The sequence below is a fragment of the Flavobacterium sp. ALJ2 genome (assembly GCF_015594725.1).
Classification (GTDB): domain Bacteria; phylum Bacteroidota; class Bacteroidia; order Flavobacteriales; family Flavobacteriaceae; genus Flavobacterium.
Genome location: NZ_JADNRC010000006.1, coordinates 1 through 12,633 on the forward strand (window position 1 = coordinate 1; position 12,633 = coordinate 12,633).

14 protein-coding genes are annotated in these 12,633 nt (G+C 29.5%); 3 read left to right on the forward strand and 11 right to left on the reverse strand.

Annotated elements, in window-relative coordinates; genetic code table 11:
- Nucleotides 1-8: 8 nt before the first annotated feature.
- The gene (locus tag IUY40_RS08140; protein ID WP_195736371.1) at nucleotides 9-2,282 is read right to left on the reverse strand and encodes a glycosyltransferase; all 2,274 of its coding nucleotides are present in this window, start codon (nucleotides 2,280-2,282) and stop codon (nucleotides 9-11) included.
- Nucleotides 2,263-3,321, reverse strand: coding sequence for a pesticidal protein Cry7Aa (locus tag IUY40_RS08145; protein WP_195736372.1), 1,059 nt, complete (start codon nucleotides 3,319-3,321; stop codon nucleotides 2,263-2,265). The genes IUY40_RS08140 and IUY40_RS08145 overlap by 20 nt, the downstream gene beginning before the upstream one ends.
- Before the next feature lie 282 nt (nucleotides 3,322-3,603).
- Here IUY40_RS08145 and IUY40_RS08150 point away from each other — a divergent pair, with 282 nt between their 5' ends.
- From IUY40_RS08150 to IUY40_RS08160, 3 genes are all read left to right on the forward strand, one after another.
- Nucleotides 3,604-3,765: a DUF1328 family protein gene (locus tag IUY40_RS08150; protein WP_195736373.1), complete on the forward strand. Its 162-nt coding sequence runs from the start codon at nucleotides 3,604-3,606 to the stop codon at nucleotides 3,763-3,765.
- 135 nt (nucleotides 3,766-3,900) lie between these two features.
- Entirely contained in the window at nucleotides 3,901-4,239 is a 339-nt protein-coding gene (locus IUY40_RS08155; RefSeq protein WP_195736374.1) for a hypothetical protein, read from the forward strand.
- Between the two features lie 204 nt (nucleotides 4,240-4,443).
- A complete protein-coding gene (locus IUY40_RS08160; RefSeq protein WP_195736375.1) occupies nucleotides 4,444-5,463 on the forward strand; it encodes an AraC family transcriptional regulator in 1,020 nt (339 codons plus the stop codon).
- A 56-nt stretch (nucleotides 5,464-5,519) separates the two neighbouring features.
- On the opposite strand, the gene IUY40_RS08165 is transcribed toward IUY40_RS08160, so the two are convergent.
- From IUY40_RS08165 to IUY40_RS08205, 9 genes are all read right to left on the reverse strand, one after another.
- On the reverse strand, nucleotides 5,520-5,780 hold the full coding sequence (locus tag IUY40_RS08165; protein ID WP_195736376.1) for a SemiSWEET transporter: 261 nt from the start codon (nucleotides 5,778-5,780) through the stop codon (nucleotides 5,520-5,522).
- Nucleotides 5,781-5,805: 25 nt separating this feature from the next.
- Nucleotides 5,806-7,005: an FAD-dependent oxidoreductase gene (locus tag IUY40_RS08170; RefSeq protein WP_195736377.1), complete on the reverse strand. Its 1,200-nt coding sequence runs from the start codon at nucleotides 7,003-7,005 to the stop codon at nucleotides 5,806-5,808.
- Nucleotides 7,006-7,090: 85 nt separating this feature from the next.
- On the reverse strand, nucleotides 7,091-7,852 hold the full coding sequence (locus tag IUY40_RS08175) for an MlaD family protein (protein WP_195736378.1): 762 nt from the start codon (nucleotides 7,850-7,852) through the stop codon (nucleotides 7,091-7,093).
- A 20-nt stretch (nucleotides 7,853-7,872) separates the two neighbouring features.
- The gene (locus IUY40_RS08180; RefSeq protein WP_195736379.1) at nucleotides 7,873-8,649 is read right to left on the reverse strand and encodes an ATP-binding cassette domain-containing protein; all 777 of its coding nucleotides are present in this window, start codon (nucleotides 8,647-8,649) and stop codon (nucleotides 7,873-7,875) included.
- Nucleotide 8,650: 1 nt separating this feature from the next.
- The gene (locus IUY40_RS08185; RefSeq protein ID WP_195736380.1) at nucleotides 8,651-9,412 is read right to left on the reverse strand and encodes an ABC transporter permease; all 762 of its coding nucleotides are present in this window, start codon (nucleotides 9,410-9,412) and stop codon (nucleotides 8,651-8,653) included.
- A gap of 456 nt (nucleotides 9,413-9,868) precedes the next feature.
- Nucleotides 9,869-10,438 (reverse strand): pentapeptide repeat-containing protein, encoded by a 570-nt coding sequence (locus IUY40_RS08190; protein ID WP_195736381.1) that lies wholly within the window; start codon nucleotides 10,436-10,438, stop codon nucleotides 9,869-9,871.
- A 91-nt stretch (nucleotides 10,439-10,529) separates the two neighbouring features.
- Nucleotides 10,530-11,012: a DNA-deoxyinosine glycosylase gene (locus tag IUY40_RS08195; RefSeq protein WP_195736382.1), complete on the reverse strand. Its 483-nt coding sequence runs from the start codon at nucleotides 11,010-11,012 to the stop codon at nucleotides 10,530-10,532.
- A gap of 3 nt (nucleotides 11,013-11,015) precedes the next feature.
- Nucleotides 11,016-11,873, reverse strand: coding sequence for an EamA/RhaT family transporter (locus IUY40_RS08200; RefSeq protein ID WP_195736383.1), 858 nt, complete (start codon nucleotides 11,871-11,873; stop codon nucleotides 11,016-11,018).
- A gap of 117 nt (nucleotides 11,874-11,990) precedes the next feature.
- Nucleotides 11,991-12,440 (reverse strand): GNAT family N-acetyltransferase, encoded by a 450-nt coding sequence (locus tag IUY40_RS08205; RefSeq protein WP_195736384.1) that lies wholly within the window; start codon nucleotides 12,438-12,440, stop codon nucleotides 11,991-11,993.
- Between the last annotated feature and the right edge of the window lie 193 nt (nucleotides 12,441-12,633).

Genomic DNA, 12,633 nt, shown 5'->3' on the forward strand with positions numbered 1-12,633 from the left:
ATTTTAAGCTATATTAATTTATAAACTAAATTATCTTTATTGCTTTGTAATTTAATGACATTACTTTCAGAAATAATATTTTTTTCCATGAGTAAACGTGCTGTTAAATAACAAATAGTAGATTCAGCTCCCTGATTTAAATTTACATTTTCTTTTTCCAATCCATCATAACACCCACCTGTAATGGGATCATACATAATTTGGTTTAAATGATTTTGACCTAGAAACCAATTAAATGCAACTTTCATTAATTTTTTATATAGAGGATCATTGAAAGTTTTATAAAAAAGATCCAGAGTTTGTATGGTATAAGATACATCTATTGGCTGTTCACCATATTTATAAGGTATTGCTCCTTTATGATGCCATCCATTATTTGAAATTACTTTGAATTCACCGTTTATAAACATTTTAGATAATAAAAAGTCAAATGATTGTATGGTAATATTTTTATAAATTAATTTATCAGTTGCTAAATATGCATAAAGCATAGATTCAGATAATATACTATTGGCATAAGTAAGATAGTTTTCGAACCAGTTCCAATTTTTAATTGCATGATCATTATAATTCTTAGAAAGTCTTGTTGCCAGTTTATCAATTATTTCGTTAATGCGTGAACTAGGATCTACAGTATTAAATAAAAACAATCCTTTAATTATAAAACCTATTGATCTGGGTGACGAAACAGTTTCTGTCCAATTTAGAGCTTTTAAGACGCATGTTGTTGCTTTATTTATTGCACTAGGAGGGATTAATGTAGATTTTAGTGAAACGAGCATTCCTAGAGCCCAAATTGCTCTGGCATTTGAATCTTCTAGGTTGACAGTATCATTTTTAGGATCTATTGTATTGAATTCATCTACATAATTTATAAAACTTCCCCCTGGTTGTTGGCATCTTTCAATAAAATTCATATAGGTATTAATATAATAAATATCATTGATGTCTTCTTTTAGTTGGTAGTGCAAACACATAGATATTAGTGCTCTGGCATTATCATCAAGTGTATATCCAGAAGTGATGTCAGGTTCAGAAATTTTGCTAAATTGTATCATCCCTAGAGCTGTTGTCATATTTTTTTGATGGTCCATCTTTATTGGTGGATACATAAATTTGGCTGCTGTTAGTTCATCTGTAATTTTTTGATAAGTAATTATATGTTTTATTGCTACATTTTCCCAAGATGTTTTTCTGGTTTTTTCAAATGCATTCAAAGCCATTGATTCACGCAATTTTGGATCTAATAGTAACTTTATCGTTGCATTTGCAAATTGTTCAGCATTTTTAATATCAACTAAAATACCAGTATCTGGAGATAAAACTTCAATTGTATGAGGAATTTTTGTTGCAACAATAGGACATGAGCAACTCATTGCATACGAAAAAGTACCGCTTACTGCTTGATTTGGGTCTTTAGATGTAAATAGATATACATCTGTTGCTTTTAAATAATTTAAGAGCTCGTTTACTTCTAAATATTGATTTATAAAGAGAACATTCTTTTTTAAGTTCAAATCATTCACAAGTGATTCTAAATGATTTCGATATTCATCTATGTTGTTTATAATATTGTTGGGATGTGTTTTTCCAATAATTAAATATAATACATTGGGAAATTGTTCAACAATTTTTGGAAGTGCTTTTAAGCCTGTTTCAATATTCTTTCCCTCTCCTAATAACCCAAATGTAGAAAGAACTATTCTGTTTCCTAAATTAAATTTTTGTTTAGCTTTAATGGTATTTTCATATTCCACAATGTGTGTTCCATGATGTACACAAACAATATTTTCGTGATTTATCCCATAATCTTCAATAAGGTTTTTTTTGGATTGATTTGTCATTACAAAAGTTGAGCTAGAATAGGAAATTAATAGCTTAACGAAGTTTTTTAATTTTTCGTTAGGTCTTGGAATCACACTGTGAAAAGTAAATGTAATGGGTTTGTTATTCGCATTCAAAAAATCAATTAGGTAATTACCATATTCACCTCCAAAGAGACCAAATTCATGTTGAATATGAATTAATTTCACCGCATTATCTTTATTTATTTGTAATGCTGTTTTTTTATATTCATCCTTATTTTTAGGATGTAGTATATAGGCTGATTTTTGGTCATTAGCTACTTTGTCTGTTAATTCACATATTTCGCATTCAATACTTTTGCCATATACTTTGTTTATAGCATTGATGCTATCTTCTGTATAGGTTGCAATTCCGCATTGTGTAGGTGGAAATGTAGAAAGGAATATTATTTTTGATTTAGGGTCTTTCGTTTTCATTTTTATTATTTTTTAGTTCAAGTAATAAATCATTTATGTTTATTGATGCCACAGCAATTTTATCATCGGCAGCGCCGTAGTATATATATAGTCTATCATTAAAAATTGCTGTACCAGTAGGGAAAACAACATAATTTACATAACCGTGTCTTTCGTAATATTCAGTAGGAGATATTAAAGGTTTTTTTAATCTTGCAATAACTTTCAGCGGATTATTTAGATCTAATAAAGCGGCTGAAGCATGATATACGAGTCCTTTTTCTCTTTTCTCAACAGAATGATAAATAATAAGCCAACCCTCTTTTGTTTCGATAGGAGGACTTCCTGATCCGATATGACTGGTTTCATGCTCATATTTTGGGCTCATTACAATATGTTGGCTTAAATTTGAAATATATTCTCGCCAGAATTCAACTGTTAATTCAGAAGGTTTATTAAAATATAATAGTTGTATAGAAGGGAATAGTCTGTGAAAGACAGCAAATTTTCCGTTAATCTTTTTAGGAAAAAAAACAACATTTTTATCCCATACATATATCTTACTTTCTATACTTTGGTCTAACGGATAATTTAGGTTTAGATTAAATAGTAAGCTATCGAATATGCATGAATTCTTTAAGCCATGTCGGAGTAAATCGGAGTATTCTTTGATTAAAAATTTGGGTGTAATAATCCCTTTTTTTTTAAATTTCTTTAAATCTTTAGAAACGGCATATGCTCCAAATACATTTATGCCATCATAAGCTGCATATGATAAATAGTAAAGATCTTCAATCTTTGTTATACGTGGATCTTCTACCCCATGAATTTCATATATGTATTCAGGTGAAATTATTGGCTCAGAAGCTCTTTCAATTACTTTTAAAGGTCCTTCTAGTTTGCAGTATCCTATTGAAGAAAAATTTCCTATCTGGGCTGCCCTATAAAACATATGAATCGTATTTCCTTCTTGATAAATAGCTGGGTTTAGAACTCCAAGATTTTCAAAATTTAAATCGGTACGTTCTAATATTACACCATGCTTAGTAACTGATTCCATAATAGATTTTGCTTTTTATAAAATTAGAAATGAATATCCATATAGATTAACTCAATCGATTATTTGATTGACTCATCTATGCTTATTCTAATTTTTTTAATTAAAATAGTGTTAGTAAGCTAGTTGTTTGGTTTTAGGTTAACTTTTTAGAAATAATAATTTTAAATTCAAATGAGTCAATAGTTTTAGCATTAGCGTTAAGCATTATGCTTTATAAAGTAGAAATTTGTTACAATTAGAAGATTGTTTAGAATGTTATTTACTAACTAAAAAAAGAATCATATGCTACGTTGGACAGTTATTTTTATAGTTCTCGCAATTATTGCGGGAATTTTTGGTTTTGGTGGCATTGCTGCTGGAGCTGCTAGTATAGCCAAAGTGCTATTCTTTATCTTTATTGTATTATTTGTAATCTCATTAGTTACAGGGAGAAGGAAAATATAAATTAAATGAGATAAAATAGAATACGTTTTTTTAAACACTTTATAAATAATTATAAAGACAACTTAGATTGTGTCTTTTTTGTTTGAATTTATTCAGACATGACAACAAAGGATATCTCTTTAAAATATATTAATTATGAAATTAGAATATGCAAAACACGAAATAGATTATATCGGAGAATATCAAAAAAAGGGATATACATCTAATTATCTTTTTGAAAATGGATGCTTGATTGATACTGAAACAAAATACTCTTATAAACCAGAGGAAATTTTTATAGTTGCACAACATCGATACGAAGGGATGAGTAATCCTGATGATATGTCAATTTTGTATATAATCGAAACTGCCGATTTTGAAAAAGGAACATTTTTACTCGGATATGGACCAACAAGTGATTTAGAAGCTTCAGAATTCTTTAAGGATATTCCTGAGAGTAATTGTTCGGATAAAGAAAGTATAAATAATCCATAATTAATTTTATTTTTTATTGATATTAGAATTAACTAAAATTATTTGAAAAGCCTTGTTGTTATGACAAGGTTTTTTTTGTTTTTAATTGATTTATAGGTAATTGTGAAACTTAATATCGGAATTCTATAACATAATCATTGAATTGATTACTAGATTTGAATGTACTAATAAGCTATTAAGAATTATTTTAAAAATAAATTAAAGATGAAAAGTATATATCTAAAAGCCGGAAAAGCACAAGATGTTTTTAATGAATTAAAAAAGAATCTTACAGGAAGACTAACCTCAAATAATGGGGAGTATAATTTAGCGTTAGAATCAGATTTTGTAAAGGGTAATATCGAAGGAATGACATTTCAAGAAGGAATGACTTATATGCAATTTGAGATTGTTTTTTCTGATGATGTAATACTGAGTATAGAATCGTATAAAACATCGCCTATTTTCTTTGCCTATTGCTCAGAGGGATCTATGATGCATAGCTTTGGAGTAAATGGAGATAAAAAACACCTTAAAAAATATAATTCAGGAGTTCTAAAAAGTACAAGCAGTATTAATAGTATTTTATACTTTGAAAAAAACATTCCAATTAAATTTTCTATTATAGGAATTGGTACTAGTGCAATTAGTAATGTACAGAATGATAATTTAATACATAAACTAAAAAAAACATTCCTAAAGAGGAAAGATGATTATGTTGATATTAGATTTCGAAACTTTAAAATTGATGAGAAAATTAAAGAATTTAATAGCATAACACAAACCGGAATTGTTCGAAATTTATTAAAAAAAGGGATTTTACAAATTATTCTAGCAATGGAAATAGAACAGCATACGGATAGTTTTGTTAAGGTATCTGAAGCAATTACTTGCCTTACATTAAAACAAATTGAGGAAATTAAAAGAATTTCAAATTTCATTATGAATTTTCCTGCGGAGCAATTCACAATTAAGTTTCTGACTCAAAAAACGGGATTATCACCATATAAATTACAAGAAGGATTTAAGCTGGTACACAGTCGAACAGTTAATGACTTTATAACTTTTATGAGGATCGAAAAAGCAGAGAACTTAATTAGAACATCCGATTTAAATATTTCAGAAATAGTTTATGCTATTGGTTTTACAAGTAGAAGTTATTTCTCTAAAATATTTAAGCAAAAATACAATTGTAGTCCCAAGGATTATAAATATAATCAGAATTCGATAGCTAAAACAGCCTAATATATTATTGTTTATTAATAAAAGAAACAGCTTTTCATGGGGCTGTTTTTTTTGCTTTATTCTTTTTCGTATTTGCTGATGAAATAAATCATGACTATATTCAGGGATAATGAGATACTATTAGTTATCATTATCGGATAATCTTTTTTGAGAAAACCATAAACTACCCATAAAAAAACACCTAATGTTAGTGTGCTAAACATGGTTAAAGAAACATTTTTTACTTTTTTTGATTTCCAGACTTTTATAATTTGCGGAATAACGGCTATGGTTACACAGATTCCTGCTGCAAGACCTATGATATTAGTTATTTCCATAATAATTAATTTAGGGGGTTTAAAATTATCTATTGAATTTATAAAATTTTAAATCTGGGTGAGGAGTGCCGTTTAATGATGCAATAATAGAATTCATAGCCATTACACTAAAAGTAATGCCGTTACCGCCAAAGCCTAAAACATAATGTTCTTTTTTTTGAGGATTAGGTTTGCCAAAATAGGGTAGCGCATCCTGGGTTTCACCAAAGGTACCAGCCCAAGAATAATCAAGTTTGAAATTTATATTTAGAAAGCATTTTTTAAATTGTTTTAAAAGGTAGATTTCTTTTCTTGGTAATAGTTCATCTCGTTTTTCCGGATTGTGAAATTCTTCATCTCCACCACCCATTATAATTCGATTATCGGCAGTTGCTCGAAAATATAAATAAGGTTCAGATGTATTCCAATAAATACTATTTTTAAACACTTCAGGAAGTTTTGTAAAACTTTCAGAAGCCAATGCATAAGTACTTTTTAAATCTACTATCTTTTCAGTAAGTGTTAGAGTACTTTCATAACCACTGCAGTGAATACTATTTTTTGCTGTAATTGTAAATTGATCTTCTGTTATGGCAAGTGTTTTTCCGTTTTGGTATTTAAATTCTACAATATTGGTACGGTCATATATTTGCATTCCTTTTTGTGCACAATATTTTAAAAGATCATAAGCCAGTTTATAAGGATCCATTACAGCTCCAGACTCAGATTCAATTGCAGCAAAAGCATTTATGCCCTGTTCTTTTAATTCAATTTCATTCAGCCATTTTACTTTAAAGCCATTTTCTTTACGAGCTTTAAATTCTCTTTCTAAAAACGGAATATCTTTTTTTACTGAACAAAAGTAAACACTCTTTTTAAACTCAAATTGGCAATAACTTTTTATTGAATCTACTATTTTTTTGAGATCAAAGATTGCCTTTTCGCAATTCTTATAACTGGATACAGCACAATCAAAACCTCTTTTTTCTATTAGTTGATGCAAAGAAATATCAATTTCGTATTGCAATAATGCAGTACTTGCAGCTGTACTGCCATTACATATATCACGTTTATCTACAAGAACCACTTTTTTTCCTTCGGTTATCAATTTGTAGGCTATTAATGCTCCGGTAATTCCTCCACCAATAACCAAAATTGGTGTAGAGATGTTAGCACTTAATGAAGGATAACTTGTATCCATCGCGTTTTTGATTGGCCAAAAAGTTTCGGTTGAATGTAGTTTCATGATTTTATCTTTTCGATACTAATTTTAATTATAGTTTTTGAACTAGTAATTTTATTTGAAGGGAAAGTAGAAATGTTTTCTAATATTATTTTTTCACGTTGTCTTTTTCCTTTGGAGCTTCTTCTTTTTTTTCTTTCTCTAGTTTTTCATTCTCCTCTTTTTCTTTTTTATCAGCTTTTTCTTTTTCCTTTTTCTTGAAATATCCTCTAAACAGAAAATTACTTTTTGCTGCCTCCATGTTTTGACTAAATCCCTGCGTACCATTTTCTAAATTGGTAATTGTTTTAGTTAGTGTGTTTGCGAGTTTAGGATCTGTTAATAATTTTGATAATGCGCCATCTCCATTATTCATATTATGGGTAAATTCGGCAAGTTCTTCGGATATTATACCTGCATTATCCACACTTTTTTTAACGCTTTTCATAATGTCATCCATCTCTATGGCATCTATAGAAGCAATTTTGCCGTCATTAGCAATAATTCTATTTGAATTATTTCCTGGAGAAATAGTAAGGACTTTGTCACCCATTAATCCCTCAGAACCAATACTGGCTCTGGCATCAGTTTTTATAAATTGTCTTACTTCATCTTTGATAATCAGCTTTACAACCACTGATGAGTCGTTTATTAATTGTATGTCTTCAACAGTACCTATATTAATTCCTGAGAAACGTACATTATTTCCCACTTGTAAACCACTTACGGTTTTAAAAGTCGATGTTATACGGAATGTTGAACCAAATAAATTTTGTTGTTTTCCAATAAAATAAATGGTTAGCATAAAAAGAATTAAACCTATTGTTACAAACATTCCTAGTTTCCACTTAAATCCAGATTCCTTATTCATAATTTCTTATTGTTAAAAGTTTATATAAAAAATGATCTTACCCATTTATCTTCGCTTTTTTCTAATTCTTCGTATTTTCCTTCGGCATGTATTACGCCATCTTTTAATATCATAACCCGATCTGCAGTTAATTTGGCGCAGGACATATCATGTGTAATAATTATAGAAGTCGTTTTGCGTTTTTTCTTGATATCTAAGATTAGTTCGCTTATTTCCTTAGATGTAATTGTGTCTAGACCAGTAGTGGGTTCATCGTACAAAATAATTTCTGGCTTTAGAATTAATGTACGGGCAAGGCCAATTCGTTTTCGCATACCACCAGATAATTCTGAAGGCATTTTATCTACAGCATCTGCCAAACCCACACTATCAAGAACATCTATGACTTGTGATTCAATTTCCTGAGCTGTTAGTTCTTTTGAATGTCGTATTAATGTGAATTCTAAATTTTCTCTTACCGTCATTGAATCATATAAAGCGCCACTTTGAAAAAGAAACCCAATTTTGACTCTTATTTTGTTTAATTCACTTCTATTTAATCCAATTATTTCTTCTCCTAAAACGGTTATATTTCCTTTATCAGGAATTACCAATCCTACAATGCATTTTATAGTAATTGATTTTCCTTCGCCAGATCTTCCTAAAATCACTAAGTCTTCACCTTTATTTACAGTGAGATTTATCCCTTTTAAAACATCATTATCGCCAAAGGACTTATGCAAGTCTTTAATCTCGATTACGGGACTTCGTTTAGTAGGACTAGCTGTTTTTACTATATTTTCTTGTTCGGTTTTCATACTAAAAAAATAAATCTGTGATTTGTACTGCGAGCATATCTAAAATAAAGATGGTTAGTGAAGCTGTAACTACAGCTGAATTTGCTGCTTTACCAACACTTTCGGTACCATTTGAGGCATTAAAACCTTTGTAACAGCCAATCATTCCGATGAAAAAACCAAAGAAAAAAGTTTTAATGGTTGCAGGAATAATATCTATAAAGTCTAATGATTCAAAAACTTGCGAAATATAGCGGTATGCGTTTACATCGCTATGCATTGTTATTCCGACATAGCCGCCTAATATTCCGACTGCATCTGCAAATACAACTAAAATCGGAACCATCAATGTTGTGGCTAAAATACGTGTTACAACTAAATATTTAAAAGGATTTATGGCGGCAACTTCCATGGCATCTATTTGTTCTGTAACCTTCATCGAACCTAGTTCGGCTCCAATTCCTGATGAAATTTTTCCAGCGCAAATCAATGCTGTAATTACTGGTGCAATTTCTCGAATTAATGATAAGGAGACCATACCAGGCAACCATGACTCTGCTCCAAAAGTGGCCAATGTGGGTCTTGTTTGCAATGTGAGTACTAATCCCATTATAAAGCCAGTGATAGCTACCAATGGCAACGATTTATAGCCCATGAGATAACATTGCCTAAAAAATTCTTTGGATTCGTAGGGAGGAATAAAGACTTCCTTGAAAAACTTTTTAGTAAAAAGTGTTACATCACCTATATCTGTAAATGTATTTTTAAAGTATAAAGTTGGCATAATATATTTTTAGTTGATGAAAATCATTTTATAATACTCTTAAGGATAAAAAATCCTGTGTTTGTAATAAAGTATGCCCTTCTTTTAGATTCCTAATTTTTTGAAGAATGGTTACTTTCAATATTAAATTATTTTAGTTTGCGTTCTTTAATTATTGATTTGGTGTGAATTATGTATAAAAACATATAGTTAAAGGTCAGTTTTTATATATGGCTAGCATTATACAACTTTAAAAAATAGTTATATAATTAACATAATGTGGTTATAATTGTATGTAAAGATGGAATTAGAGCGTGCTAAATGTAAAATCTATTAGCTAGACCAAAAGTAAAACGCGAAAGAATTATGATTTATGAAACTAGATAATTATGTTTTGAAATCATAGTTAGGTAGTATTCAGGTAATCCCGAAAACTATAGGAATGGAAAACATTAACTGCAAAGACTGTAAAGTTTTTTAACTTACTATAATATCATGTTTAAAAAGTAGTCCTTTGACTTCTTTTAAAGTAAAAATCGCCTTTTTTAGTTTTACTCTCGAAGGATCTATGGTATAATTGTAACTGGATTTAAAATCGGCTTTATTTGCAATTGCTCTATCAAATTCGGCGCGGTATAAGTCGCAATTATCAAAAACTACATTTGTGATATCGCTAGCCATAAAATCTACAGCAACCAAACTACAATCGGTAAATGAAGTTCCTTTTATCTTTAAAGTATAAAACTTAGAAAAATCTAAAACACAATTATTAAAATTCACTTCGAATATAAGTTTATCACACATGGCAAAATTTACATCTTTAATTTCGCAGTCATTAAAAGTAGCAGTTCTAAAAGCGACATAGTTTATTTTGGCTTCGCTAAATGTGCAATTATTAAATATACAATCAATAAAAGTAAGCGCTAGGAAAGTACAGGCTGAAAAATTACAATTGCTAAAAGTACAGCATTCAAAATCCTTGAAATTCAGATCATCTATATGGTAAGTGATGTCTTTGTATTGTTTATCAAGGAAATAGTTTGTCATAATTGTTTTTAGAGAAAGAAGTAAATATTTAGGACAAATAAACGAAATTATTTTCTTTTAAATAGTGCTGATTTTAATTTGGATCTTCCTATTATAAATCTAAAATGACTTTCCATTCATTTAGTTTTGTATCAAATGATTTACTGGCATTGGCAGGGCTTGTAGATGGAAGTGTAATTAGTTTATAATCATCACTTATTTGAATGTATTTCTTAAAAAAGGCAGCTGCTTTTTGCCCATTAAAAAGGATAGTTTTAATATGGCGATGTTCTTTTAAGAAAGCTTCAAAATCATTCGTGATTTCATTTTTAATGGCGCTATCCAAACTTCCAATTCTATCACAGTATTTTAAAACATCCCATAAGGCAATATTGTTTTTTAAAAGAATTTCTTTTTTAGCTTCGTAATCATCCGTTCTATCTTCATTAAAAATAGTGAATACTAATTTCCAAAAGTTATTTTGTTTATGCCCATAATATTGTCCTAATTCTAAAGATTTTATTCCCGGCATGGTTCCAAGAATTAAAATAGTGGCATTGGGAGATGCAATAGGTTCAAAGGAATAACTTTCCATTTGTTATTTGCTGTTTTGAGAAATTACAATTAAAACAATTGCTATTAAGGCTAAGAAAAGTCCAAGGTAATTCATCTTGGATTGTTTTTCTTTAAAGATTAAAATACCAATAAGACTACCTATAATGATAACTCCCATGTTCATTCCTGCAAAAACTGTCGATGGATTATCGGCAAACTCCTTATGCGCTTTTAGATAAAAGAGAATATTACCAAAATTAAGAATACCTACCAATCCGCCAAAAAGGATATTATTTGCAGTTAGTTTTACTTTCTTAAAAATGATTTCGTAAATAATAACTACAATCATTATGGTCATTGAGATTGCAAAAATGGCAAACAATGAAGTAGTGTAGGGAAGATCGGTGTAGGTTGCGATTTGCTTAAAAAGAACATCAATTATTCCAAAACCAAATAATACAACAGCAGGATAAATCCATTTGTTGGTTGTTTTATCAGTGGGTTTATTCAAGATAAGTAATAAGGCAGGTATGGCTATTAAAAGCGCTATAACTTTAAGAATATTAAAATCTTCTTTAAATAATAACCAAGCGGCTAGAATAGGAATAAATAACGAAAGACGCTGTGCAGCATCTGTTTTTACAATTCCCATATGTTTTATAGAAAGTGCCAAAAATAGAAATATTGAAGGTAATAAAACCCCAATTACGATATAAAGATTCCAAGGAGCAGCGACTGAAATTGCAGTAATATCTGGGCTGAATGACAGATAACAAAGTGACAAGGCAAAAATATAATTGTAAGCCACGATTTGTGTATTGCTGGTATTGTATTTTCGTGCTATTTTAAATAAAACACCAACACTCACACTGCATAAAATACTTAATATTAGAAATAACATATATTTTCGGGTTTATTTTCGACGAAATAATTCGCTCCCAAATTTACTTCTATTTTAATTAAAAAAGCCTTCAAAATGAGCTATTTTGAAGGCTTTGTATTTAGCTGAAAATCAGATTTATTTAATAAAATCCATTTCAACGTGATCGATTCCAGCATCTACAAAATAATTGTCGGTTACTTTAAAACCATTTTTAATGTAAAATTGTTGAGCAACAACCTGAGCATGCAAGTATATCTTTTCTTCTGATTTTACATCATCCAAAATTTTAAGCAATAGTGCTTCGCCAATACCTTTTCCTCTGTAGTTTTTTAATACAGCGATGCGTTCTATTTTAGTTCCTTTTTCGGTTTTTCTGTATCTGGCCGCCCCGGCAGGTAAGTTATTGTAAGTTGCCAAATAATGTATAGATTCGTTATCATCCATCGATTCGCGTTCTACAGAAACATGTTGCTCCTCTACAAAAACTTGTCTGCGGATATAGAAAGCAAGATCTATCTGATCTTTATCATTAACTAATGCTGTCTTGATTATATTGGTCAAAGTGTGATTTGAATTAGTCTCCATTTTATTGATTTTATACTGTCAAAAAATAATTTATATGCAAATATATGTAGTTGACTACATATATTCAAAATCAAAAAGAAAATTTTAAGTTTTATTACTAATCAAAACCGATAATCTTTTGGAAAACGAATAAAAAACAGATAATAAACGAAGAATTTATTTTTTGAATATTATAATTATCTATTTTTGATTC

Coding starts and splice junctions, on each gene's coding strand:
- IUY40_RS08175 (WP_195736378.1), bottom strand. CDS start 7,852: ATGAATAAGGAATCTGGATTTAAGTGGAAACTAGGAATGTTTGTAACA.
- IUY40_RS08180 (WP_195736379.1), bottom strand. CDS start 8,649: ATGAAAACCGAACAAGAAAATATAGTAAAAACAGCTAGTCCTACTAAA.
- IUY40_RS08190 (WP_195736381.1), bottom strand. CDS start 10,438: ATGACAAACTATTTCCTTGATAAACAATACAAAGACATCACTTACCAT.
- IUY40_RS08155 (WP_195736374.1), top strand. CDS start 3,901: ATGAAATTAGAATATGCAAAACACGAAATAGATTATATCGGAGAATAT.
- IUY40_RS08160 (WP_195736375.1), top strand. CDS start 4,444: ATGAAAAGTATATATCTAAAAGCCGGAAAAGCACAAGATGTTTTTAAT.
- IUY40_RS08140 (WP_195736371.1), bottom strand. CDS start 2,282: ATGAAAACGAAAGACCCTAAATCAAAAATAATATTCCTTTCTACATTT.
- IUY40_RS08170 (WP_195736377.1), bottom strand. CDS start 7,005: ATGAAACTACATTCAACCGAAACTTTTTGGCCAATCAAAAACGCGATG.
- IUY40_RS08165 (WP_195736376.1), bottom strand. CDS start 5,780: ATGGAAATAACTAATATCATAGGTCTTGCAGCAGGAATCTGTGTAACC.
- IUY40_RS08185 (WP_195736380.1), bottom strand. CDS start 9,412: ATGCCAACTTTATACTTTAAAAATACATTTACAGATATAGGTGATGTA.
- IUY40_RS08200 (WP_195736383.1), bottom strand. CDS start 11,873: ATGTTATTTCTAATATTAAGTATTTTATGCAGTGTGAGTGTTGGTGTT.
- IUY40_RS08205 (WP_195736384.1), bottom strand. CDS start 12,440: ATGGAGACTAATTCAAATCACACTTTGACCAATATAATCAAGACAGCA.
- IUY40_RS08150 (WP_195736373.1), top strand. CDS start 3,604: ATGCTACGTTGGACAGTTATTTTTATAGTTCTCGCAATTATTGCGGGA.
- IUY40_RS08195 (WP_195736382.1), bottom strand. CDS start 11,012: ATGGAAAGTTATTCCTTTGAACCTATTGCATCTCCCAATGCCACTATT.
- IUY40_RS08145 (WP_195736372.1), bottom strand. CDS start 3,321: ATGGAATCAGTTACTAAGCATGGTGTAATATTAGAACGTACCGATTTA.